Origin of the sequence: Streptomyces sp. NBC_00647, from assembly GCF_045207245.1 — a bacterium.
Taxonomy (GTDB): Bacteria; Actinomycetota; Actinomycetes; order Streptomycetales; family Streptomycetaceae; genus Streptomyces.
In genome coordinates this window covers 5750848-5773490 of the sequence record NZ_CP109040.1, presented here as the reverse complement: position 1 = coordinate 5773490, position 22643 = coordinate 5750848, and the positions used below count along the sequence as shown (strand labels likewise).

Below are 22643 nucleotides of genomic sequence, written 5' to 3'. Positions count from 1 at the left end.
TCGGACCGCCCGCGACCCGAGTGAAGGGGTCCCGGGGAGCCGCGTGAGCGGCCCCGGTGCAGGGTCCGGTTTCAGCCTTGCCGAATCACCAGTCTGCCACCCTGGCGCTGAGCGACGACTTTGCCCGGGAGATTGATGGCCCCCTGACCGCGCCATCCGGTGATCAGCCGGTCGATTTCCTCGATGTGGCGGGCGAACAGCGAACCGGCCGGAGCGCCCGCCTCGATGGCCGCGCGGCGCAGGATCCGGCGGCGTACGGCGGGCGGCAGGGCGTAGAGCTTGGCGCACTCCAGGAGGCCGGCCGCGTCACGCACGGACGCCTCCGCCTGACTGGCCCACGCGTCGAGGGCGTCGGCATCGTCCCGGGAGAGCTGGGCCGTACGGGCGAGTGCCTCGACGACTCCCTTGCCGAGCGCCTTCTCCAGGGCGGGCAGGCCCTCGTGGCGGAGCCGGGAGCGGGTGTAGGCCGGATCGGCGTTGTGCGGGTCGTCCCAGACGGGCAGCGACTGGACCATGCACGCCTTGCGGGCGGTCTGCCGGTCCAGGTGCAGGAAGGGACGGCGGTAGCGGCCGTCGGCCCCCGAGACCGCGGCCATTCCGGACAGGGAGCGGATGCCGGAGCCGCGGGCGAGGCCGAGCAGGACCGTCTCCGCCTGGTCGTCGCGGGTGTGGCCGAGGAGGATCGCGCGAGCGCCATGGCGCTCGGCGGCGGAGTCCAGGGCGGCGTACCGGGCGTCGCGGGCGGCGGCCTCGGGGCCTCCGTCGCGGCCGACGGTGACCGTGATGGACTCGGCCGGGGCGAGCCCCAGCTCGGTGAGGCGCAGCACGACTTCGTCGGCGCGCAGGTCGGAGCCGGGCTGCAGACCGTGGTCGACGGTGATGCCACCGGCGCGGATGCCGAGTTTGGGGGCTTCGAAGGCGAGGGCGGAGGCGAGCGCCATGGAGTCGGCGCCGCCGGAGCACGCGACGAGCACGAGCGGCGCGGGGGGCGCCTCCCCGCCCGCTCGCGGCAGGGAGCCGGCGGGATGCCCGTCGTGCGTGGCGCGGGCGGGCGCGGGCATGCTGCGTCGTGTTCCGGGTGCGGGTACGCGCTCCGCGTCGGGCGCGCAGGGGCGCGCGGCACCGCGTGCGGGCGTACGCCGGGTGTCGGGGGTGGGCGGTTGCTCGGTCAGGATGTCGTGGAGTACGCGGCGGACCGCCAGGCGTATCGCCGCGACCGCAGGATGGGGACCCATGTCCGGTTCCCTTCATGAAGTTTTCGGGGGGTTAGCCCGGGATCGGTCACTCAGAGTGTGTCGATGGTGACAGAACCGGGGCGTTCCCCGAGCATTGCACGCCTACCCATGCCCCACGGTCCCTCGGACGGGTGATTGGAGGGGCGTTTGCCTGCCATCGGCCGGATTCCTTTCACGACCGTCCCGTAGGGTTCACGACTCCGCCTTGCGGTGCACCCGCGCGACCCAGTCCGCCGGTTTGGCGATCTCCGCCTTGGTCGGGAGCGTGTTCGGAGAGGTCCACACACGGTTGAAGCCGTCCATGCCGACCTCGTCGACGACCGCCCGCACGAACCGCTCGCCGTCCCTGTACTGCCTGAGTTTGGCGTCCAGACCGAGCAGCTTGCGCAGGGCGAGGTCCAGCCGGGAGGCGCCCCTGGCGCGGCGCTGCTGGAACTTCTCGCGGATCTCGGCGACGGAGGGGACCACGGCGGGTCCGACGCCGTCCATCACGAAGTCGGCGTGTCCCTCCAGGAGGGACATGACGGCGGTGAGCCTTCCGAGGATCTCCCGCTGCGCGGGAGTCTGGACGATTTCCACGAGGGAACGGCCTCCGTCGTCCTCCTCGGTGTCGGGGCGGGAGCCGGCGAGCGACTGGGCGGCTTCCCGGATGCGTTCCAGGACGGTCATGGGGTCGACTTCCGTCTCCGCCAAGAAAGACTGGATTTCGCCCTCCAGGTGGTCGCGCAACCAGGGCACGGCCGTGAACTGGGTGCGGTGCGTCTCCTCGTGGAGGCACACCCACAGGCGGAAGTCGTGGGGCTGGACGTCGAGTTCGCGCTCCACGTGCACGATGTTCGGGGCGACCAGCAGAAGCCTGCCGCCGCCATTACCCGAGCCGGTGGGGGCCCCGGCGGGCAGGTCCCGGGTCGCGGGGGCGAACGTCTCGTACTGCCCGAGGACCCTCGACGACAGGAACGACAGCAGCATGCCCAGCTCGACGCCGGTGACCTTGCCGCCGACGGCGCCGAGGACGGATCCGCCCGGGGAGCTGCCGCGCCGTTCCTGCATCTTGTCCAGAAGGGGCTTGAGGATCTCCCGGAACCCGGCGACGTTCGCCCGTACCCAACCGGGGCGGTCGACGACGAGGACGGGGGTGTCGTGCACGACGTCGTCACCCATACGGGTAAAGCCCCGGACGTGTTCCTCCGAGGCCTTGGCGTGCCGGCGCAGCTCCGCGACGATGGCGCGGGCCTCGTCGCGGCTCACCTCGGGGCCCGGCCGCACGAGTCGGGTCGCGGTCGCCACCGCGAGATTCCAGTCGACCATCCCAGTAGATGCAGCACCACCGATGCTCGTCATGCGTCAACCGTACGTGAGCGGGTCCGGCTGCGGTTAGGGGTACGGCGCCGTATGCCCCCCGGGCGAGGGGCCGGTGGTGCTCCTGGTGCTCGCGGGTCGGGCGGGTCGCACTCTCCCGTCGTGCGGCTACCGGCAGCCGCACGCCGCCAGTGCCGTCGCCGTGTGGTCCAACGCCGCCCGCGCCTCCAGGGGGTTCGGCGGGTGGGCCTCGTCGGAGGTCAGGAAGGCGAAGGCCAGGAGCCGGCCGTCCTTGTCGACGACGGTGCCGGCGAGGGTGTTGACGCCGGTCAGGGTGCCGGTCTTGGCCCGGACGACGCCGGTGGCGGTGGGGGCGTCGGCGTACCGGGTGCTCAGGGTGCCGGTGAAGCCGGCGACGGGCAGGCCGGTGAGGACCGAACGGAGCTCGGGGTGGGCCGGGTCTCCGGCCTTGGCCAGCAGGGCGGCGAGCAGGTCGGCGGAGAGCTTGTCGGCGCGGTTCAGACCGCTGCCGTCCGCGAACTGCGCACCGGACAGCGGGAGTCCCAGCTTCTTCAGCTGGGCACGGATCGCCTTCGCGTCGCCCTCGAAGCTGGGTTCCTCGCCGGTGGCGATGGCCACCTGGCGGGCCAGGGCCTCGGCGATGTCGTTGTCGCTGTTGGTCAGCATCCGCTCGACCAGGGCGGACAGCGGCGGCGAGGAGACGGAGGCGAGGGCCTGCGAGCGGCTCGTCGCCTTCGAGGGGCCGGGCGATGTCGTCTTGATGCCGGCGTCGTGGAGCAGGTCCGCGAACTTCCGCGCGGCGTCCGCCGCCGGGTCCGGGGCGCGCCCGGCCGTACCGCTGGTCGTGTCGTCCTGGCGGCCCTCGTCGGCCATCAGGGCGGTGACCTTCGCGATGTTCTCGTTGACGCCGATGGGGTGAAGGTCGGGGCCGGTGTACAGCGAGGTGTCGTAGGAGAGCGTCACATGGTCCATGTGACGGGCCTTCAGGGCGGTGGCCGTCTTCTCCGCGAGGGTGCGCAGGTCCGCCCAGCCGTCGGCGGGCTTGCGGGCGGTCAGCGTCGGGTCGCCGCCGCCGACGAGCACGAGCTCCTTGGTGTCGGGCTCGAGGACCGTACGCGTCCGGATGCGGTGGTCGGGGCCCGGTGCCGTGAGGGCGGCGACGGCGGTGGCGATCTTCGTGGTGGAGGCGGGTGTCTGGACCTGTTCGGCGCCCTTGCCGTAGAGCCGCTTGCCGGTCGCCACGTCGACCACGACGGCGGTGCGCAGCGAGCCGAGGACGGGGTTGTCCAGGAGGGGGTCGAGGACGTCCTTGAGGGCCTTCTCGGCGGGCGCGGGCACGGCGCCCGTGGAACCGCCGAGTCCGGCCAGGACGGAGGCGGCGCTGGGGGCGGGCCGGGGTGACGTTCGGGGCGTACGGGATTTACGTGCGTGATCTGTGCCACCCTCCGGCTCCCGCGATGCGGCCCAGTCGCGCTCGGCCGTACGCTGACCGGTGGAGTCCCAGGGACCGGCCGCGGTCACCGCCCCGGCCGCGAGGGCCAGGCCAACGGTGGCGGCAACGGCCGTGAGCTGCGGTGTCGTGAACCGAACGGCACGGGGCCGCATGGCTCGGGTGACCCGCGCCACACGCGGTTTCACCGTCCGCGCGACCCGCACCACATGCGGTCTCGCGGCCCGCCAAGCCCTCAGCTCTGGCACGACCACCAGCCCCTTTCGCGATCACCCACCTGCGTGAGGGACACTTAACCACCAGAACTATGTGCTGATCATGGAGGAGCCACCGGTGGAGTTCGACGTCACGATCGAGATTCCGAAGGGTTCACGGAACAAGTACGAGGTGGACCACGAGACCGGTCGGATCCGTCTGGACCGTCGACTCTTCACCTCGACCAGCTACCCGGCCGACTACGGCTTCGTCGAGAACACTCTCGGCGAGGACGGCGACCCGCTGGACGCCCTGGTCATCCTGGACGAGCCGACCTTCCCGGGTTGCCTCATCCAGTGCCGCACCATCGGCATGTTCCGTATGACGGACGAGGCCGGCGGCGACGACAAGCTGCTGTGCGTCCCGGCGCACGACCCGCGTGTGGAGCACCTGCGCGACATCCACCACGTGTCGGAGTTCGACCGCCTGGAGATCCAGCACTTCTTCGAGGTCTACAAGGACCTGGAGCCGGGCAAGTCCGTCGAGGGCGCCAACTGGGTCGGCCGCACGGACGCCGAGGCCGAGATCGAGCGTTCGTACAAGCGCTTCAAGGAGACGGGCGGTCACTGACCTCCCTCGCTTCCGAACGGGCCGCGCGATCCCCATGGGGGTCGCGCGGCCCGTTCGTGTATCCGTACGCATACTGAGGCATACGGAAGGCAAGTAGGAGAACCACACGGACGCGAAAGGCGAGGCTGGAGTTGGTGGCGGACCCGGAAGCGGAAGACCGCAAGCCGCAGTCGGACGAGGCGAGGAGTGCCTTCAGCCCTCCCGCCGGTGTGGCGGCGCCGGGACCGGCGGTGGCCGACGAGGAGTCGTCGACGACGTCGGAGTTCGCGCTCCCCGACGGTCTCGACGCTCTGCAGCCGCCCGGGCCGGAGCAGGAGGGCTCGGCGTTCAGCACCCCGCGCACCTACAACGCCAGGCAGGCGCCGCCCGCCTTCACACCGGCGACCGGCATCCCCCTGGTCAGTCTGACCAAGGACGCGCCGTGGCAGGACCGGATGCGCACGATGCTGCGCATGCCGGTCACCGAGCGGCCCGCGCCCGAACCGGTGCACAAGGAGGACGAGTCGGGGCCCGCCGTCCCGCGCGTGCTCGACCTGACCCTGCGCATCGGCGAGCTGCTGCTCGCGGGCGGTGAGGGCGCCGAGGACGTGGAGACGGCGATGTTCGCCGTCTGCCGCTCCTACGGTCTTGACCGCTGCGAGCCGAACGTCACCTTCACCCTGCTGTCGATCTCGCACCAGCCGTCCCTGGTGGACGACCCGGTGACGGCGTCACGGACCGTGCGCCGCCGGGGCACCGACTACACGCGCCTGGGGGCCGTCTACCGGCTCGTCGACGACCTGAGCGACCCGGAGACCGCGATCTCCCTGGAGGAGTCCTACGGGCGCCTCGCGGAGATCCGGCGCAACCGGCACCCGTATCCCGGCTGGGTGCTGACCGCCTCCGGAGGGCTGCTCGCCGGCGCGGCCTCCGTCCTCGTCGGCGGCGACGCGATCGTGTTCGTCGCCGCGGCGCTCGGCGCGATGCTGGGCGACCGGCTCGCGTGGCTGTGCGCGGGGCGCGGGCTGCCGGAGTTCTACCAGTTCACGGTGGCCGCGATGCCGCCCGCCGCGATAGGGGTCGCGCTCACGCTGGCGCACGTCGATGTGAACGCCTCCGCGGTGATCACCGGTGGGCTCTTCGCGCTGCTGCCGGGGCGGGCCCTCGTCGCGGGGGTGCAGGACGGGCTGACCGGCTTCTACATCACCGCGTCCGCGCGGCTGCTCGAAGTCATGTACTTCTTCGTGGGCATCGTCTCCGGCGTCCTGCTGGTGCTCTATTTCGGCGTGAAGCTGGGTACGCAGCTCAACCCGGACGCGGGGCTGAGCCTCTCCGAGCGGCCGGTGCTCCAGATCGCCGCGTCCATGCTGCTGTCGCTCACCTTCGCGATCCTGCTCCAGCAGGAACGGTCGACCGTCCTCGCGGTGACCCTCAACGGCGGTGTGGCCTGGTCGGTGTACGGGGCGATGCACTACGCGGGCGGCATCTCGCCGGTGGCCTCCACGGCCGTCGCCGCGGGCCTGGTGGGTCTCTTCGGGCAGCTGCTCTCGCGCTACCGGTTCGCGTCCGCGCTGCCGTACACGACGGCCGCGATCGGGCCCCTGCTGCCCGGTTCGGCGACCTACTTCGGTCTGCTGTCGATCGCCCAGAACGAGGTCGACAAGGGCCTGGTGTCGCTCACCAAGGCGGCGGCCCTCGCCATGGCCATCGCGATCGGCGTGAATCTGGGTTCGGAGATCTCGCGGCTGTTCCTGCGCCTGCCGGGCGGCTCCGCCGGGGGGCGGCGGGCCGCCAAGCGGACACGCGGGTTCTGAGGACTGGTCCCGGGAGGACCGGTCGCCGGAGGGCGGGGCCTCAGTTCTGCGCGGGGCCCTGGCCGTAGCGGTACTGCTCCGAGCCGTACTGCTCCGAGCCGTACTGCTGCTGCGGGTGGCCCTGGGGGTGCTGCTGCGGCGGGTAGGTCCGGCCCTGGTCGTAGCCCTGCTGGTAACCCTGGTCGTACTGCTGGTCGTAGCCGTAGCCCTGGTCCGAGCCGTACGGCTGCTGGTACGGCTCCTGGTGCTGCTGCTGGTGCGGGTAGCCGTTGCCCTGCTGGCCCTGCTGGCCCTGCTGGCCCCGGTGGTTGCCCTGCTGGCCGTAGCCCTGGCCGTGACCCTGGCCCTGGTTCCCGTATGCGTCGTGCTCCTGGTTCCCGTGGTTCCCGTACGACGCGTCGTGACCCTGGTGGCCGTACGACTGGCCGTGGCCCTGGTAGCCGTACGACGAGTCCTGGCCCTCCTGGACCGGCGGCACGCGCAGCGGCCTGGTCGCGTCGTCCATGACGGGCGCGGCGGGGCGGGTGCGGTCGGCCGCGGGCTGGGCCGGGGCGGGCTCCTGGGGCGGGTTCTTCTTGGCCTGGGAGCGGGCGCGCAGGAACTCGATGATGATCGGGACCACCGAGACGAGGACGATCAGGATCAGGATCGCCTCGATGTTCTTGTTCACGAAGTCGATCCCGCCGAGCCAGGAACCGAGCAGTGTGACGCCCGCGCCCCACAGGACGCCGCCGATGATGTTGAAGATGAGGAAGGGCCGGTACTTCATGCCGCTGACGCCGGCGATGATCGGCGTGAAGGTGCGCACGATGGGCACGAAGCGGGCCAGCACCAGGGACTTCGGCCCGTACTTCTCGAAGAACTCGTGGGCCTTGACCACGTTCTCCTGCTTGAAGAGGCGGGAGTTCGGGCGGGTGAAGAGCGAGGGTCCGACCTTCTTGCCGAAGAGGTAGCCCGCCTGGTCGCCCAGGATCGCGGCGAGGCAGATCAGCGGGATCGCCGCCCACAGCGGGAAGTCCATGGTGCCCGCGGTGATCAGCAGACCGCAGGTGAACAGCAGCGAGTCGCCCGGCAGGAAGAAGCCGATGAGCAGGCCCGACTCGGCGAAGACGATGAGCAGCAGGCCCCAGATGCCGAAGTTGTCCAGGAGCGTGTTCGGATCCAGCCAGCTGGGACCGAGGGCAAGCGTCGTCACGGTTCCGGGCTCCTGAGGGGTGAAGGGAGGTACGGCGGTCCTGTACGGCCGACCAAAGCTATCAACGCAATGTGTCCACGCCAGGTTCCACCCGTGACTCCAGGATGCACTGTGCGGCGACTGGGACAAAGCTGTGAGCCATGGGCATCGATGAATACGGCGGCGGCCAGGGTCCCCACGCGGACGTCCTGGTCGTGACGACGAACGACGTACCCGGCCATCGCGTCGAGCAGGTCATCGGAGAGGTCTTCGGCCTCACCGTGCGCTCGCGCCATCTGGGCAGCCAGATCGGCGCGGGTCTGAAGTCGATGATCGGCGGTGAGCTCAAGGGGCTCACCAAGACGCTGGTGGAGACCCGCAACCAGGCCATGGAGCGGCTCGTGGAGCAGGCACGCGCGCGGGGCGGCAACGGCGTGCTCATGTTCCGCTTCGACGTGTCGGAGGCGGCGGACGTGGGCACGGAGGTGTGCGCCTACGGCACGGCCGTGGTCCTGGTGAAGGAGTAGCGCGTACCGGTAAGGGGCGCCCGCAATGGCGGACGCCCCTTACCGGCGGCGACGGCACCTGCCCCGCACGGGCGGCACGGCGGCGCCCTCCTGCTCGGGCGGCGCCCGACCGGGCCGGCGCCAGTCGCCGTCACGGACGCCTCCCTGGTCAGGCTTCCCGGGGGTGCCGGGCGGCGTTCGCCGTGATCGCGTCCCTCAGGTGCTCGGCCAGCCCCGGCCGCATGGAGTCGTAGAACTCCTTGAACCGCTCGTCGGCGACGTACAGGTCGCCGAGCCCCTGGTGGATCTCGTAGGTGCACGCGTAGAACCACCGGGTGATGTGCAGCCGGTGCTCCTCGGCCATGTCCATGGCCCGCTCGCCGTCCGGCAGCTCACCGGCCTCCATCAGGGCGTCGTACCGCTCTCCCCAGGAGGCCACCTCGGCCTGCATGCGCTTCCAGTCGTCCTTGGTGTAGCGGGCGGCGCGGCGCTGCGACTCGGCGTACGTCTCCGTGCCGCCCCAGCGGCGCTCGGCCTCCTCCGCGTGCGCCTCCGGGTCCTTGTCCCCGAAGACCTCGAACTTCTCCTCGGGCGTGAGGTTGATGCCCATCGTGCGTGCCTCCATGGCGTGCTCCACGGCCGCGGCCATCTTCTGCAGCTTCTCGATCCGGGCGGTCAGCAGGTCGTGCTGGCGGCGCAGATGCGCGCGCGGGTCCGCTTCCGGGTCGTCGAGCAGGGCGGCGACCTCGTCGAGCGGGAAGCCGAGCTCTCGGTAGAACAGGATCTGCTGCAGCCGGTCGAGGTCGGCGTCGTTGTAACGCCGGTGACCCGCATGGCTGCGTTCGCCGGGCGCGAGGAGACCGATCTCGTCGTAGTGGTGCAGGGTGCGCACCGTGACTCCGGCGAACCCGGCGACCTGGCCCACTGAGTAGCCCACTTCCGCTCCTTCCTCGGTACGCCCTTCACGATGAGGCCTGACGTGACGTGAGGTGCAAGCCCGGAATTCCGGGATCGGGCGCGGACACCCGGGATGTTATGTCCGTTTCGCGCGTTTAGGGTGAGCCCGTGACCGACGACGCGGCTCCCCCGGGACCGGCCCCGACCCGGGCGACGCCAGCGCGGACCCTGCTGCCTCTGTTCCTTCCGTCCGTGGTCGTCGGCGCGGTCTCGGCCCTTCTCTACGTGGGTGTGAGCAAGCTGGCCGACCAGCTCAAGGACGTGCTGTGGACGGACCTTCCGGACGCGCTCGGCATCGGCGGGTACTCCTCCCTGTGGATGATCGTCATGCTCACCACCACCGGCATCCTGGTCGGTCTGGTGGTGTGGAAGGCGCCGGGGCACGCGGGACCCGATCCGGCCACCGTGGGGCTCCAGGCGGAGCCGATGGCCCTCTTCATCCTGCCCGGGCTGCTGGTGGCGACCGCGCTGATGCTGGCGGGCGGCCCGAGCCTCGGCCCCGAGAACCCGATCATCGCCGTCAACGTCGCGCTGGCGTTCTGGGCGGGCCGCAGGTTCGCGCCCAAGGCACCCGGCGCGCTGTGGGTGATGCTGGCCGAGGCGGGGACGATCGGCGCCCTGTTCGGTACACCGGTCGCGGCGGCGCTGGTCATCTCCGAGGCGCTCGCCGGACGGCAGATCAAGGGCCTGTTGTGGGACAACCTCTTCGCGCCGCTGACCGCGGCCGCCGTGGGCTCGATCACCACGTCGCTGATCGGCCATCCGAGTTTCGACCTGGATCTGCCCCCGCTCGGCGATCCCGGCTGGGCCGATGTGCTGTCCGCGCTGGTGATCGCCTCCGCCGCGGCGGTGCTCGGCATGGCCGCGGTCTACGTCTTCCCCTATGTCCACAAGGTCTTCACGCGCCTGCGGCACCCCATGGTGATGCTTCCCGTCGGCGGCCTCGTCCTCGGCCTGCTGGGCTGTCTGGGCGGCCCGCTGACGCTGTTCAAGGGCCTTGACCAGGTCGTCGAGCTGGCCCGGGACCCGGACGGCTATTCGGCGGGCCGCCTCGGGCTGATGGCCGTGGTGAAGCTGGCCGCGCTGGTCGTCGCGGCGTCCTGCGGGTTCCGGGGCGGCCGGATCTTCCCGGCCGTCTTCGCCGGTTCCGCGTTCGGCCTGTGCGCCCACGCGCTCGTGCCCTCGGTCCCGGCGTCGCTGGGCCTGGCCGCCGGAGTACTGGGCGTGCTCCTCGCGACCACCCGGCAGGGCTGGGTGAGCCTGTTCACGGCCGCCGTCCTGGTGTCCTCGCCCACGATCATCGCCCTGCTCTGCATCGCCTCGCTGCCGGCCTGGCTGCTGGTGACCGGACGGCCGCAGATGCAGCTGCACAAGGACGGAAGCCCGATCAGATGAACCACCGGAGAACGGCATCCCCGATGAACCACCGGGAACCCCCCATCCGATGAACCATGGGGACGCCCCGTCCCGCTGAACCGTTGGGAGAAGCCCGTGCCGCTCCACCAGGGCCACCAGACGCCCGATGAACGCCCCGCCTCCGTCAACCCGTTCTACGGGGAGACCAATCCGGTCAGCGGCATGGTCGAGGCGCCGCCGAAGCACCGGCTCCCGGACGGCCCGCTGCCGCCCACGACGGCGCTCCAGCTCGTCCACGACGAACTCATGCTGGACGGGAACTCCCGGCTGAACCTGGCCACCTTCGTCACCACCTGGATGGAACCGCAGGCCGGCATCCTGATGGCGGAGTGCCGGGACAAGAACATGATCGACAAGGACGAGTACCCCCGCACGGCCGAGCTGGAGCGGCGCTGCGTGGCGATGCTCGCCGACCTGTGGAACGCACCGGATCCGTCGGCCGCGGTGGGCTGTTCGACGACCGGGTCGAGCGAGGCCTGCATGCTCGCCGGCATGGCCCTGAAGCGGCGTTGGGCCCAGCGCAACGCCGACCGCTACCCGGGCGCGCGGCCCAACCTGGTCATGGGCGTGAACGTCCAGGTGTGCTGGGACAAGTTCTGCAACTTCTGGGAGGTCGAGGCCCGCCAGATCCCCATGGAGGGCGACCGCTTCCACCTCGACCCCGAGGCGGCGGCCGCACTGTGCGACGAGAACACCATCGGTGTCGTCGGCATCCTCGGCTCCACCTTCGACGGGTCGTACGAGCCGATCCAGGAGCTGTGCGCGGCACTGGACCGGCTCCAGGAGCGCACGGGCCTGGACATCCCGGTCCATGTCGACGGCGCGTCCGGGGCGATGGTCGCGCCCTTCATCGACGAGGACCTGGTCTGGGACTTCCGGCTGCCCCGGGTGTCGTCGATCAACACCTCGGGGCACAAGTACGGCCTGGTCTACCCGGGTGTCGGCTGGGCGCTGTGGCGGACGGCCGCGGAACTGCCGGAGGAACTGGTCTTCCGGGTGAACTACCTGGGCGGCGACATGCCGACCTTCGCCCTCAACTTCTCGCGCCCCGGAGCCCAGGTCGTCGCGCAGTACTACACGTTCCTGCGACTGGGCCGGGCGGGCTACCGGGCGGTGCAGCAGACGACCCGGGCGGTGGCGCGCGCGCTCGCCGAACGCATCGACTGTCTGGGCGACTTCCGGCTCATCACCCGGGGCGACGAGCTGCCGGTGTTCGCCTTCACGACGGCGCCCGAGGTGACCACGTACGACGTCTTCGACGTGTCCCGGAGGATGCGCGAGAGCGGCTGGCTGCTGCCCGCGTACACCTTCCCCGAGAACCGCGAGGACCTGTCCGTGCTGCGCGTGGTGTGCCGCAACGGATTCACCTCCGACCTCGCCGACCTCTTCATCGAGGACCTGAGCCGGCTGCTGCCCGAACTGCGCCGCCAGCCGCATCCGATGACCCACGACAAGGGCGCGGCGACGAGCTTCCATCACTAGGGGCTGTCGTCCACTGGGGGATGTCGTCCGTGCCGCGGGCGGCGCTCCTGGGGAGCGGTGGGCGCCCGCCCGGTTCGCGGCGCCGGACGGGCGAGGTGTTCCGCTAGCGGCTCAGGCGGGCGAACCGCCGTACCGCCAGCGGGAAGAAGACCGCGAGCAGGGCGAGGGGCCACAGAACCGCCGCCCCGATGTGGCCCGGCTCCCCGCCCGGTCCGCCGAACAGGTCGCGTACGGCCGTCGCCGTCTGGGACATCGGGTTCCATGCGACGACCGTGCCCAGCCAGCCGGGCATGGAGTCGGGGACGGCGAAGGCGTTGGACAGGAAGCCGACGGGCCAGACCAGGATCTGCACGGCCTGCACCATCTCCGGCCTCCCGGCCACCATCGCCAGGTGGATGCCGATCCACAGCATCGCGAAGCGGAAGAGCAGGAGCAGGCCCATCGCCGCGAGGAACGCTCCGGGCGTGCTGTCGGCGCGCCAGCCGATCGCGTACCCGACCCCGGTCAGCAGGGCCAGGCCCACGGCCGACTGGAGCATGTCGGCGGCCGAACGGCCCACCAGGACCGCGCCGTTGGCCATCGGCATGGACCGGAAGCGGTCGATGACGCCCTTGTCGAGGTCCTGGGTGACGGCCAGCATCGTGCCCTCCAGGCCGAAGGCCATGGTCAGGGCGAGCATCCCCGGCACCAGGTAGTCGACGTAGTCGCCCTCGACGCCCCGTCCGCCGCCGACCAGGTACCCGAACATCAGGAGCAGCATCACGGGGAAGACCAGGCCGACCGCGACCTGGACCGGTTGCCGTGCCCAGTGGGCGAGTTCGCGGCGGGTCATGGTCCAGCAGTCGGAGAGAAGGCGCGCTCCCGCACCGGACTCCCGTGGCTCCCGGGATCCCCCGTGCCGCCAAGGCCCCCGGTTCCTTTCCCGGGTGGTGTCGTACGTCGTGCTCACACGGCCTCCTTCACTCGCTGCTCGTCCCCGGTGAGGTGCAGGAACACCTCGTCCAGCGTCGGCCGGCGCAGCGCGATGTCCTCCGCCTCGATCCCGGCCTCCTCCAGGGCGCGTACGACCGCGGCGAGGGCCGCCATGCGGTCGGTGACCGGGGCGCTCAGCAGACGGCGGTCCGTGTCGACCGAGACGCCCTCCCCCGGGAACGGCAGCAGGGCCACGGCGGCGCCCAGCAGTCCCGCGTCGCGCAGCACCACGTCGATGCGGTCGCCGCCCGTCCGGGACTTCAGTTCGTCCGCCGTGCCGTCCGCGATGACGCGTCCGCGGTCGACGACCGAGATGCGGTCGGCGAGCTGGTCCGCCTCCTCCAGGTACTGCGTGGTGAGCAGCACCGTCGTACCGCCTCCGACCAGGGAGCGCACCGCGGCCCACACCTCGGCCCGGCCGCGCGGGTCGAGCCCGGTCGTCGGCTCGTCCAGGAACAGCACCTCGGGGTCGGTGATGAGGGAGGCGGCCAGGTCCAGGCGGCGCCGCATGCCGCCGCTGTACGCGCGGACCGCCTTGCGGCCGGTGTCGGCGAGGCCGAAGCGTTCCAGCAGCTCGCCGGCCCGCACGCGCGCGGCGCGGGCGCCCAGGTGGTGGAGGCGCCCGAACATCTCCAGGTTCTGCCGGCCGCCGAGTTCCTCGTCGAGCGCGGCGTGCTGGCCGAGCAGGCCGATGCGCGACCGCACCCGGCGGGCCTCGTCCAGCACGTCGTACCCGGCGACCTCCACCCGGCCGCCGTCCGGCCGCAGCAGCGTCGACAGGACCCGGACCAGGGTCGTCTTCCCCGCGCCGTTGGGGCCGAGCACTCCGTGCACCGTGCCACGCCCGACCCGCAGGTCCAGTCCGTCCAGCGCGTGTCTGCCCCCGTACCGCTTGCGTACGCCTTCGACGACGATCGCCTCGGTCATCCCGCTCCCTCCGCTCCGGCCCGCTCCCGGCCCACTCCCCGGAAGCAGTAATCAAACTTGACTACTGCCATGCCGCGAAGAGTATGCCCGGCCAAGGCATTAGTCAAACTTGATGAGCCAGGGTCTGTGCGCGGCTCAGCGCGCGTCCTCGGGGTGCCGCTCCCCCGTCGCGTACGGGTTCTCCTCGTCCTCCCCGAGGACGCCGACGAACGGCTCGCCCTCCCCGGCGAAGGTGTACGCTCCGCCCTCGACGCGGGCGATCAGGCCGCGCGTCCACGCGGCGTCGGCGTCGGCGGTGTGGACCCAGAGGTTCATGATCTCGCCGATGTGGCCGAGCTGCTCGGGGCCGTCCTCGGGCACGTAGTGCTCGGTGACGGCCGCCCGCCACTCCTCGATCCTGCGGATCCGCTCCTTCAGGAGGGCCACCGCCTCACCCCTCGGCAGGTCGACGATGAACCCGATGCCCGCCGACTGGACGTCCATCTTCTGGTCGTACGACGTCAGGGACTCGCGCAGCAGCGCCAGGAACTCCTCGGTGCCCTTGTCCGTGATCTCGTACTCGGTGCGCGGCGGTCCGCCGGCCGTGGACGGCGCGATCTCGTGGGCGTGCAGCAGTCCCTGCTTGGCCATCTGCTTGAGCGCGTGATAGATCGAGCCGGGCTTGGCGTTGGACCACTCGTGCGCGCCCCAGTACTCCAGGTCGTTGCGCACCTGGTAGCCGTGGGCCCGCCCGTGCTGGCGGACCGCGCCGAGCACGAGGAGACGGATCGCTGACATCCGTCCAGCCTAGGGGGTGTCCGCGCAGCCCGGTCGTCCGGTCAGCTCCAGGATGTGCCCTGTTCCATCGCCACCAGTTCGAAGGCGGTCCTGCCGTCCAGGGACTCGCGGATGATGTCGGCGTGCCCGGCGTGACGGGCCGTCTCGCGGATCAGGTGAAGGGCCAGCCAGCGCATCGAGACACGGCCCTCCGGCGGGAACCAGGGGTCGTTCGGGAGCGCGAAGGTGTCGTCGAGGCTCGGCACCGAGCGCAGGAACGCCTCCGTCTCGGCGGCGACCTTCTCCCAGTACGCGAGCTGGGAGGCGACCGTCTCACCCTCGGTGAGGACGAAGCACTCGTGCCAGTTCGACTCGTCCCGCTTCACCGCGGGCTGCTCCCCCTTGGCCCGTGCGACCCAGCCCTGCTCGACCTCGGCGACATGCTTGAGCAGCCCGCCGAGCGACAGTTCGCTGGCGCTCGGCCTGCTCGCCGCCTGCTCCTCGGTCAGCCCGAGCAGCGCCCGGCGGATGCCGCCGCGCTGCTCCTCCACGAAGGCGAGCAGCGCTCCGCGTTCGTCGCCCTGCTCCTCGGCTCGCACGTGCGTGACCATGAACGGCCGCCTCTCATCGGGTCCTGTTGTCTGACACCGATGACGCTACGGACCCTTGCGGTCAGTTTCTGTCCGCAAGGGTCCGGGGCGCGAAGACATGTCGGCAGGGCCTGTCGGGAAGGCGCGTCAGAAGGGGAAGAAGCTCCGCCCGTGCTGCACCGAGATCCACTTCGTCGTGGTGAAGGCGTCGACCGTCGTCTCTCCGTTCAGGCGGCCGATGCCGGAGTGCTTCTCGCCGCCGAACGGGACGAGCGGCTCGTCGTGGACGGTGCCGTCGTTGACGTGAAACATGCCGGCGTCGATCTGCTTGGCGAAGTTCACGCCGCGCTCGATGTCGGCCGTGTGGACGGCGCCGGAGAGGCCGTACGGGGTGTCGTTGACGATCCTGACCGCCTCCTCCTCACCGTCGAACGGGACGAGGAAGACGACCGGGCCGAAGATCTCCTGCCGGAGCAGGTCCGAGTCGGCGGGGAGGCCGGTCAGGACGGAGGGCTCGACCAGGTTGTCGGTGGTCGAGCCGTGCAGCAGGGCGGTGGCGCCCTCGGCGATCGCCTGGTCGACGGCACTGGAGAGCGCGTCCGCCTGCGAGGAGTTGATGACCGGGCCGATGACCGTCTGCGGGTCGCTCGGGTCGCCGGTCTTCAGGGTCCTGACCTTGGCGACGAACTTCTCGGTGAACTCGGCCTCGATCGACCGGTCCACGAGGACGCGGTTCGCGGCCATGCAGACCTGGCCCTGGTGGACGTAGCGGCTGAAGACCGCCGCGTCGACCGCGTAGTCGATGTCCGCGTCCTCCAGGACCACCAGGGCGCTGTTGCCGCCCAGTTCGAGCACCGAGCGCTTGAAGTTCGCGGCGCAGACCGTGGCCACGTGACGGCCGACCTTGTCGGAGCCGGTGAAGGAGATGACCTTCGGGACCGGGTGCTCGATGAAGGCGTCCCCGATCTCGGCGATGTCGGTGATGACCACGTTGAGGAGACCGCCGGGCAGGCCCGCGTCCTCGAAGATCTTCGCGACCAGGGAACCGCCGACGATCGGGGTGTTCTGGTGCGGCTTCAGGACCACGCCGTTGCCGAGCGCGAGAGCCGGCGCGACGGACTTGATCGACAGCAGGAAGGGGAAGTTGAAGGGGCTGATGACACCCACGACGCCGACCGGGACGCGGTAGAGGCGGTTCTCCTTGCCGTCGACCGGCGAGGGGATGATCTTCCCCTCGGGGCGCAGCGCCAACTGGATCGACTCGCGCAGGAACTCCCGGACGAGGTGCAGCTCGAAGGCCGCCTTGAGGCGGGTGCCGCCGAGCTCGGCGATGATCACCTCGGCGATCTCCGCCTCGCGCTCGTCGATGAGGGCGAGCGCCTTCTCGAAGACCGCACGCCGCGCGTACGCGTTCGTCGCGCCCCACTTCTTCTGGGCGCGCTCGGCGGCGCGGTAGGCGTCATCGACCTCTTCGACCGTGGCTATCGTGATCGACGCCAGCTTCTCGCCGTCGTACGGGTTGAAGTCGATGATGTCCCAGGAGCCCGTTCCCGGACGCCACTCGCCGTCGATGTACTGCTGGGCCAGGTCGGTGAAGTAGGACGACATGTGCTCCCTCAATCCCTGTGCTGCCGAGGCAGTCCTGGCCCGGGTCAGCAGACATCCGATCACGGTCTGATCACACGTCATCGTACTTGTGTTTCAAGGGAGTTGAAGAAGGCCTGAGAAGTCTGTGGAGACTCTCAGGACAGCTGGAGCAGCCCCCGCAGGAGATCACGGCTCTCGGACGGCCCGGGGCTGTCCTGCTGCAGCTGCTTGAGCGCGCTCTCGTACTGGGTGACGTCCTCGCGCTTGTCCAGATAGAGCGCGCTGGTGAGCTGCTCCAGATAGACGACGTCCGACAGATCGGACTCCGGGAAGCTCAGGATGGTGAAGGAGCCGCTCTCGCCGGAGTGCCCGCCGAAGCTGAACGGCATGACCTGAAGCCGTACGTTGGGCTGCTCCGAGACCTCGATCAGATGCTGGAGCTGTCCGCGCATCACCTCGCGGTCGCCGTACGGGCGGCGCAGCGCGGCCTCGTCGAGGACGATGTGGAACTCGGGAGCGTTCTCCGAGACCAGATACTTCTGGCGCTCCAGGCGCAGGGCCACACGCCGGTCGACGTCGGCGGCCGAAGCTCCCTTCATCCCGCGCCGGACGACCGCGTGGGCGTACGCCTCGGTCTGCAACAGGCCGTGCACGAACTGCACTTCGTACACCCGGATCAGGTGGGCCGCGCCTTCGAGGCCGACGTAGGTGGGGAACCAGCTGGGCAGGACGTCGGAGTAACTGTGCCACCAGCCCGCGACGTTGGCCTCTTTGGCGAGCGAGACCAGGGAGGTGCGCTCGGCCTCGTCGTTGATGCCGTAGAGCGTCAGCAGGTCCTCGACGTCGCGCGTCTTGAAGCTCACCCTTCCCAACTCCATGCGACTGATCTTCGATTCGGAGGCGCGGATCGAGTAACCGGCCGCTTCACGGGTGATGCCACGCGCCTCACGCAGGCGCCGCAGATGTGACCCCAGCAGCATGCGCCGCACCACCGAGCCGCTCGACTCACCAGCGCTCACGTTCGTCAGCCTCCCCAACCGTCTTCCAGACGCCGAAGTCTGCCACTAAAACACTTCAAGCTGTACTCGTTCGGTTACGGAAACGGAAAGTAGCCAAAGGAGCCGCACAGGAAAAGATCAGTCCGGCGCCAACAACTGGGAATAAGGTGACAGAAGAAATGAGTAAGAAGTAGGAGAGGAAGGTCCAATTCGGGCGCGTGCACGTGCATCTGCCCTTGCATCTGCTGTACGCATTCGGAACCATGGTCCCCGCGCCACCGCTGCATCGCAACGACCGCGAACACCCGGGAGTGCCTCGCATGGGGACGAATGGATCGACCATGCTCGAACCCTTACGGCAGGGACTTCCGCCTCTCGATCCCGCGGCCGTGTCCAGCGCCGCCTCGTGCGCCTTGCCCGCCCGCTACGAAGCGGTGCGCGAGGCCCGGCAGTTCACCCGCGGCACGCTGGACCAGTGGGAGATAGGCGACCGTTTCGACGACGTCTGTCTGGTGGTCTCCGAACTCGTCACCAACGCCCTGCGACACGCGCTGCCCTCGGACACGCCTCGCAAGGACGACCAAGGGCCGCCCGTACGGCTGCACTTGATGCGGTGGACCTCGCGTCTGGTGTGCGCGGTGCGCGACCCCAGCCACGACAGTCCGGTCGCCGGCGACTCGGAGGACTTCTCGGCGGAGTCGGGGCGCGGCCTCTTCCTGGTCGACTCGTTCTCCGACAGCTGGGGCTGGCACCCGCTCGCCGGGACGCTCAGCGGCAAGGTCGTGTGGGCGCTGTTCCGGCTGGGGCCACAACCCCCGGCCGCGCTCCCCTCCGAATGACGAACCGCGGCGCTTTTCGGCGCCGCGGTTCTACGCGCGTTACTGAACGGCGAGTGAGGATCGCTCCCGGTTGACACCGACCTGCCCGCCGGCACGCCCGCCGCAGGCGTCGCCACGGCCGGCACTCCCGCGGCCGACGCACTCGAAACGACCCGCGACCACGGCCGTCAGCCCGCGATCAGGTGATCGAACTCGCCGTCCTTGATGCCCAGCAGCATCGCCTCGATCTCGGCACGCGTGTAGACGAGCGCGGGCCCCTCGGGGAACCGCGAATTCCGCACGGCCACGTCACCGCCGGGCAACCGCGCGAACTCCACGCAGGAACCCTGTGAGTTGCTGTGCCGACTCTTCTGCCAGGCGACGCCGTTCAGCTCGGTCGCGGCCATGCCGTTGTACACGTCTTCAGCCATGCCGTCGTACACGTCATCCACGTCGAACACGTCGTGGTCCACAGGTCGCTCCCCGGTCGTGCAGTGGCTGAGGTGGCCATAGATGCAGTAGTCAACTGACTCGGATCATAGCTCTGTTCATGTGCAGTTGCATGGGCAGATGCACGTGCACGCGGGGTGGTCCTGCGGTTACAGCTTTTACCGGCACTTGACTACCGGCTGTCGTTCTCCCGACTACGGCCTGCAGCTCACCGGAGTGCGGAACGGACTACATCCGGTCCAGCGCATTCCCCAGAGATCGCATCACATGCGACCTCCAGCCCCCGTCCATGATCTTCCGCGCCATCATCTGTGCGGGATCGTCCGGATCGAATCCCTCGTGTACTAGGAAGAGACGCGTACCGCGCCCTTCCTGTTCCAGTGTCCAAGTAATGGTCCACTCGGCGGGACGGGAGACGTCCGCGTCCGCCCACCGGACGCTCAGCATCCGCTCCGGTTCATAGGCGAGAACGCGCACGTCGACGGTGCCGGAGAAGTTCGTGTTGGGGCGCGGGACCGCGGTCAGCGCGTACCGGTGGCCGACCTCGAGCCGGAAGTTCTCGGACCCCGGCATCTGCCACTGCGCGAGCAGTTCGGGCTCGGTGAGGGCGCGCCAGACCTTGGCGGGCGGATGCGGCAGGAACTGGTCGACGCGGATGGTCGTGAGGTCGTCGTCCTCTGGGGCGGAGTTCATGTCTCGGCATCGTCGGGCATGCGGTCGAGAAGATCGCCGAGCCCCTTCAGCCTGTCGCGCCAGAACCGCTCGTACGGATGGAGCCAGTCCTGTACATCGGCGAGCGGGGCGGCCTCCAGACGGTAGATGCGCTGCCGGCCCGCGCGCTCCTCGGACACGAGTCCGGCCTCCCGGAGCACCTTGAGGTGTTCCGAGAGGCTGGGGCGCCGCATGGCGAAGTGGTCGGCCAGGGCCTGGACGGGCTGGGGCCCCCGCTCACGCAGCAGCCGGAGCACCTCACGCCGGGTCGCGTTGGCGAGCGCGGCGAAGATCTGGTCCTCGCGGGCTCCGGCGGGAGTTCCGGCGGAAGCGTCGACGGGAACCTCTGCGGGGGCTCCGACGGGGACCCGGGCAGCGGTGCCGACGGGGACTCCCGCGGGGAGCCCGGCAGCGGTGCCGGTGGGGACTCCGGCAGCGGTGCCGGTGGAGGCTCCGGTGGAAGCCCCACCCCCCACTGCCGAGGCGGCTCCGCCCCCCGGGGCCGCCTCGATCCCGGTCTCGCTCCCGGTCCGGATCACCGTCATGGCGCGCTCAGCACCCTTCGCTCCTACTCCGAGGCCGTTTCCAGGGCCTTCTCCGTGATCAGCATCAGGCTGTTGCCGTCCGGGTCGCTGAACGAGGCCATGCGGCCCCAGGGAAGGTCGTCGGGACCCTCCACCGCGACACCCGCGGCGGTGAGCCGCGCGCAGTCGGCGTCGACATCGGTCGTGACCAACATGATCCCCCGGGTCTCGCCGGGCGTGAAACTCCCCATGCCCGGACCCGACAGCGTGAAGACGGTCTGCGCCCCCTCCGGCGCGACCTGGAGCCACCAGCCGGGCGGCATGTCCAGGTCGGCGGTGACCTCGAAACCGAGGACGTCCGTGTAGAAGCGCAGGGCCCGGTCCTGGTCGGCGACGGGGAGGGTGACGAAGGAGGCGTGGGTGATGTTCATGGACCGCAGAATAGGTAGGAGTTTCCCTACGCGTCAACCGTAGGGAAACTCCTACCTATGGCGTTCCGGGTGGGTGCGGGACCTCCGCCGCATCCGGGCCTTGGACCCCTCTCCGGTGTAGCCGCCTGAGGCCCGGGGAAGCCGCGTGAGCAAGCGCACGACGGTTTCCCGCCGGGGGCCCATGGGTCCTCCTGATAACTTGCGGCGATCGTTCGGGCGACCCGCATCCATCCCACCCTTGGGGGCTCCAGTGACTACGGCGACCTTCCCGTCCCGCCAGGCGCGCACCGCGGCCGCGGCCGTGGGCCTGGCCGCGGCGCTCGCGCTGACCGGTTGCAGCAGCGGCGGCGACGACTCCGGGGACCCGTCGGCGAGCCCGAGCGCGAGCGCGTCCGCCACGGACGGCACCGGAACGGGTGGCGGCTCCGGAAGCACGTCCTCGGCGGGCGGCAAGCTCCAGGGCAGTTGGCTCACCACCGCGGGCGGCAAGGCCGTGGTCCTGATGATCAACGGCAAGCAGGCGGGCCTCTTCGCGACCGGTGGCACCATGTGCAGCGGCACCTCGTCCAAGGAGGCGAACATGCGGATGATCCGCCTCACCTGCACGGACGGCAGCAGGAAGCGTGCCGTCGGCATGGTCGACTCCGTCAGCGGTACGACCCTGAAGGTCACCTGGGAGGGCGACCTCGGCCAGGAGACGTACACCAAGAGCGAGGGCGGGGAACTGCCCAGCGGGCTGCCCACCGCGAGCCTGGGTTCCTGATCGACCCTGGCTCGGAATCGGACCCGGGCCCGGACTCGGCTCGGACCCGGGCTCGGGCTCGGGCTCGGCTCGGACCCGGGCTCGGGCTCGGCTCGGACCCGGGCTCGGGCTCGGGCTCGGGCTCGGACCCGGGCTCGGGCTCGGCTCGGCTCGGACCCGGACTGGGCTGGGACTGGGACTCCCGCTCCCGCTCAAGTTCGGGCGATGGCCGGTCCCCGAAAGAGCGATCCCCTTCGGCCCGGAGTCGGCTCATTCCGTCAGCGCGGGGAAAGCGCTGGGACAAGAACGGGCGATATCGGTCCAGGGCGGGTGAACGGCCAGGGGCGCGCAACCTCGGTGGACCCGCGTGCGTGATGATCCATGCACATCGTCACGACCCCCAGGGGAACCCATGCGCGCTCTGCCCATCGCCGTCACCGTCCTCGCGGCGGCCCTCGCCCTGACCTCCTGCGACGACGGCGGTTCCAGCGACTCCGGGAAATCCGGAGGCTCCTCCGCCCCCGCGAAGAAGGCCGCCGTCGCGGCCTGCGGGATCGGTGACACCGGCATCCAGGTCGGTCCCGCGAACGCCGCCACGGCCGCCGGGGACACGGGCAACATCCCGGTCACCCTCACGAACAAGGGCGCCGCGTGCACCCTGAAGGGCTTCCCGAGCCTCTCCGTACAGGCGGGCGGCACCTCCGCGGACATCGTCGCGGACAAGTCCGCGCAGCCGGCCGAGCTGACCCTCGCCAAGGGCGACACCGCGTCCTTCACCATCACCTACGTCCGGGGCGCGGACGGCGACGCGAAGACCCTCGCCGCGAAGACCCTGAAGATCGCCCTGCCCGGCGCCGACGCCACCCAGGACTTCCCGTGGTCGTACGGCCCGCTCGCGGGCAAGGGATCGGCGACCGAACCGAACGCCTCCGTGACGGCGTTCCAGCACGCGGGCGACTGACGGCGGACGGACGCCCGC

General features: G+C 70.5%; 23 protein-coding genes. 8 read left to right on the top strand and 15 right to left on the bottom strand.

Annotated elements, in window-relative coordinates; all coding sequences use genetic code 11:
- Positions 1-71: 71 nt before the first annotated feature.
- From tilS to dacB, 3 genes are all read right to left on the bottom strand, one after another.
- Entirely contained in the window at positions 72-1235 is a 1164-nt protein-coding gene (tilS, locus tag OG788_RS25370) for a tRNA lysidine(34) synthetase TilS (protein ID WP_406373649.1), read from the bottom strand.
- A 192-nt stretch (positions 1236-1427) separates the two neighbouring features.
- A complete protein-coding gene (locus OG788_RS25365) occupies positions 1428-2576 on the bottom strand; it encodes a zinc-dependent metalloprotease (RefSeq protein WP_406373648.1) in 1149 nt (382 codons plus the stop codon).
- 126 nt (positions 2577-2702) lie between these two features.
- Complete coding sequence (gene dacB, locus OG788_RS25360) at positions 2703-4259, bottom strand: D-alanyl-D-alanine carboxypeptidase/D-alanyl-D-alanine-endopeptidase (protein WP_351542531.1); 1557 nt, start codon at positions 4257-4259, stop codon at positions 2703-2705.
- A 79-nt stretch (positions 4260-4338) separates the two neighbouring features.
- Here dacB and OG788_RS25355 point away from each other — a divergent pair, with 79 nt between their 5' ends.
- A complete protein-coding gene (locus OG788_RS25355; RefSeq protein ID WP_033321679.1) occupies positions 4339-4830 on the top strand; it encodes an inorganic diphosphatase in 492 nt (163 codons plus the stop codon).
- Positions 4831-4964: 134 nt separating this feature from the next.
- Entirely contained in the window at positions 4965-6623 is a 1659-nt protein-coding gene (locus tag OG788_RS25350; protein WP_406373645.1) for a threonine/serine exporter ThrE family protein, read from the top strand.
- 40 nt (positions 6624-6663) lie between these two features.
- On the opposite strand, the gene OG788_RS25345 is transcribed toward OG788_RS25350, so the two are convergent.
- Entirely contained in the window at positions 6664-7818 is a 1155-nt protein-coding gene (locus tag OG788_RS25345) for a DedA family protein (RefSeq protein ID WP_406373644.1), read from the bottom strand.
- Between the two features lie 140 nt (positions 7819-7958).
- Here OG788_RS25345 and OG788_RS25340 point away from each other — a divergent pair, with 140 nt between their 5' ends.
- Positions 7959-8324 carry a YbjQ family protein gene (locus OG788_RS25340; RefSeq protein ID WP_351542534.1) on the top strand — a complete coding sequence of 122 codons (366 nt, stop codon included), beginning with the start codon at positions 7959-7961 and terminating at the stop codon, positions 8322-8324.
- Between the two features lie 148 nt (positions 8325-8472).
- Here the strand turns inward: OG788_RS25340 and OG788_RS25335 are convergent, their stop codons facing one another.
- Positions 8473-9240 carry a MerR family transcriptional regulator gene (locus OG788_RS25335; RefSeq protein WP_406373642.1) on the bottom strand — a complete coding sequence of 256 codons (768 nt, stop codon included), beginning with the start codon at positions 9238-9240 and terminating at the stop codon, positions 8473-8475.
- Between the two features lie 128 nt (positions 9241-9368).
- On the opposite strand from OG788_RS25335, the gene OG788_RS25330 reads away from it, so the two are divergent.
- Positions 9369-10655, top strand: a complete 1287-nt coding sequence (locus OG788_RS25330) for an ion channel protein (RefSeq protein WP_406373640.1) — start codon at positions 9369-9371, stop codon at positions 10653-10655.
- A gap of 96 nt (positions 10656-10751) precedes the next feature.
- Positions 10752-12158, top strand: a complete 1407-nt coding sequence (locus tag OG788_RS25325) for a glutamate decarboxylase (RefSeq protein WP_406373638.1) — start codon at positions 10752-10754, stop codon at positions 12156-12158.
- Between the two features lie 103 nt (positions 12159-12261).
- On the opposite strand, the gene OG788_RS25320 is transcribed toward OG788_RS25325, so the two are convergent.
- The 6 genes from OG788_RS25320 to OG788_RS25295 form a co-directional block, all read right to left on the bottom strand.
- Positions 12262-12990 (bottom strand): ABC transporter permease, encoded by a 729-nt coding sequence (locus OG788_RS25320; RefSeq protein WP_351542557.1) that lies wholly within the window; start codon positions 12988-12990, stop codon positions 12262-12264.
- Positions 12991-13103: 113 nt separating this feature from the next.
- Positions 13104-14057 carry an ATP-binding cassette domain-containing protein gene (locus OG788_RS25315; protein WP_406373636.1) on the bottom strand — a complete coding sequence of 318 codons (954 nt, stop codon included), beginning with the start codon at positions 14055-14057 and terminating at the stop codon, positions 13104-13106.
- Positions 14058-14192: 135 nt separating this feature from the next.
- Positions 14193-14834: a PadR family transcriptional regulator gene (locus tag OG788_RS25310; RefSeq protein ID WP_356752052.1), complete on the bottom strand. Its 642-nt coding sequence runs from the start codon at positions 14832-14834 to the stop codon at positions 14193-14195.
- 41 nt (positions 14835-14875) lie between these two features.
- Positions 14876-15424, bottom strand: a complete 549-nt coding sequence (locus OG788_RS25305; RefSeq protein ID WP_266761193.1) for a DinB family protein — start codon at positions 15422-15424, stop codon at positions 14876-14878.
- 126 nt (positions 15425-15550) lie between these two features.
- A complete protein-coding gene (locus OG788_RS25300) occupies positions 15551-17011 on the bottom strand; it encodes an aldehyde dehydrogenase family protein (protein WP_406373634.1) in 1461 nt (486 codons plus the stop codon).
- Positions 17012-17145: 134 nt separating this feature from the next.
- A complete protein-coding gene (locus tag OG788_RS25295) occupies positions 17146-17970 on the bottom strand; it encodes a helix-turn-helix transcriptional regulator (protein WP_266765787.1) in 825 nt (274 codons plus the stop codon).
- A gap of 338 nt (positions 17971-18308) precedes the next feature.
- Between OG788_RS25295 and OG788_RS25290 the strand changes: the two genes are divergently transcribed.
- Complete coding sequence (locus OG788_RS25290; RefSeq protein ID WP_406373632.1) at positions 18309-18827, top strand: ATP-binding protein; 519 nt, start codon at positions 18309-18311, stop codon at positions 18825-18827.
- 167 nt (positions 18828-18994) lie between these two features.
- Here the strand turns inward: OG788_RS25290 and OG788_RS25285 are convergent, their stop codons facing one another.
- From OG788_RS25285 to OG788_RS25270, 4 genes are all read right to left on the bottom strand, one after another.
- Positions 18995-19279: a DUF397 domain-containing protein gene (locus OG788_RS25285; RefSeq protein WP_406365887.1), complete on the bottom strand. Its 285-nt coding sequence runs from the start codon at positions 19277-19279 to the stop codon at positions 18995-18997.
- Between the two features lie 205 nt (positions 19280-19484).
- Positions 19485-19949 carry an SRPBCC domain-containing protein gene (locus tag OG788_RS25280; RefSeq protein ID WP_406373630.1) on the bottom strand — a complete coding sequence of 155 codons (465 nt, stop codon included), beginning with the start codon at positions 19947-19949 and terminating at the stop codon, positions 19485-19487.
- Positions 19946-20260: a metalloregulator ArsR/SmtB family transcription factor gene (locus OG788_RS25275; RefSeq protein ID WP_356752156.1), complete on the bottom strand. Its 315-nt coding sequence runs from the start codon at positions 20258-20260 to the stop codon at positions 19946-19948. Before OG788_RS25275 ends, OG788_RS25280 begins: the two co-directional genes overlap by 4 nt.
- Before the next feature lie 275 nt (positions 20261-20535).
- A complete protein-coding gene (locus OG788_RS25270) occupies positions 20536-20922 on the bottom strand; it encodes a VOC family protein (protein WP_406373628.1) in 387 nt (128 codons plus the stop codon).
- Between the two features lie 250 nt (positions 20923-21172).
- On the opposite strand from OG788_RS25270, the gene OG788_RS25265 reads away from it, so the two are divergent.
- Together OG788_RS25265 and OG788_RS25260 are read left to right on the top strand one after the other, a co-directional pair.
- Positions 21173-21685, top strand: coding sequence for a hypothetical protein (locus OG788_RS25265; protein ID WP_406373626.1), 513 nt, complete (start codon positions 21173-21175; stop codon positions 21683-21685).
- Positions 21686-22076: 391 nt separating this feature from the next.
- A complete protein-coding gene (locus OG788_RS25260) occupies positions 22077-22625 on the top strand; it encodes a DUF4232 domain-containing protein (protein ID WP_406373625.1) in 549 nt (182 codons plus the stop codon).
- Positions 22626-22643: the final 18 nt, after the last annotated feature.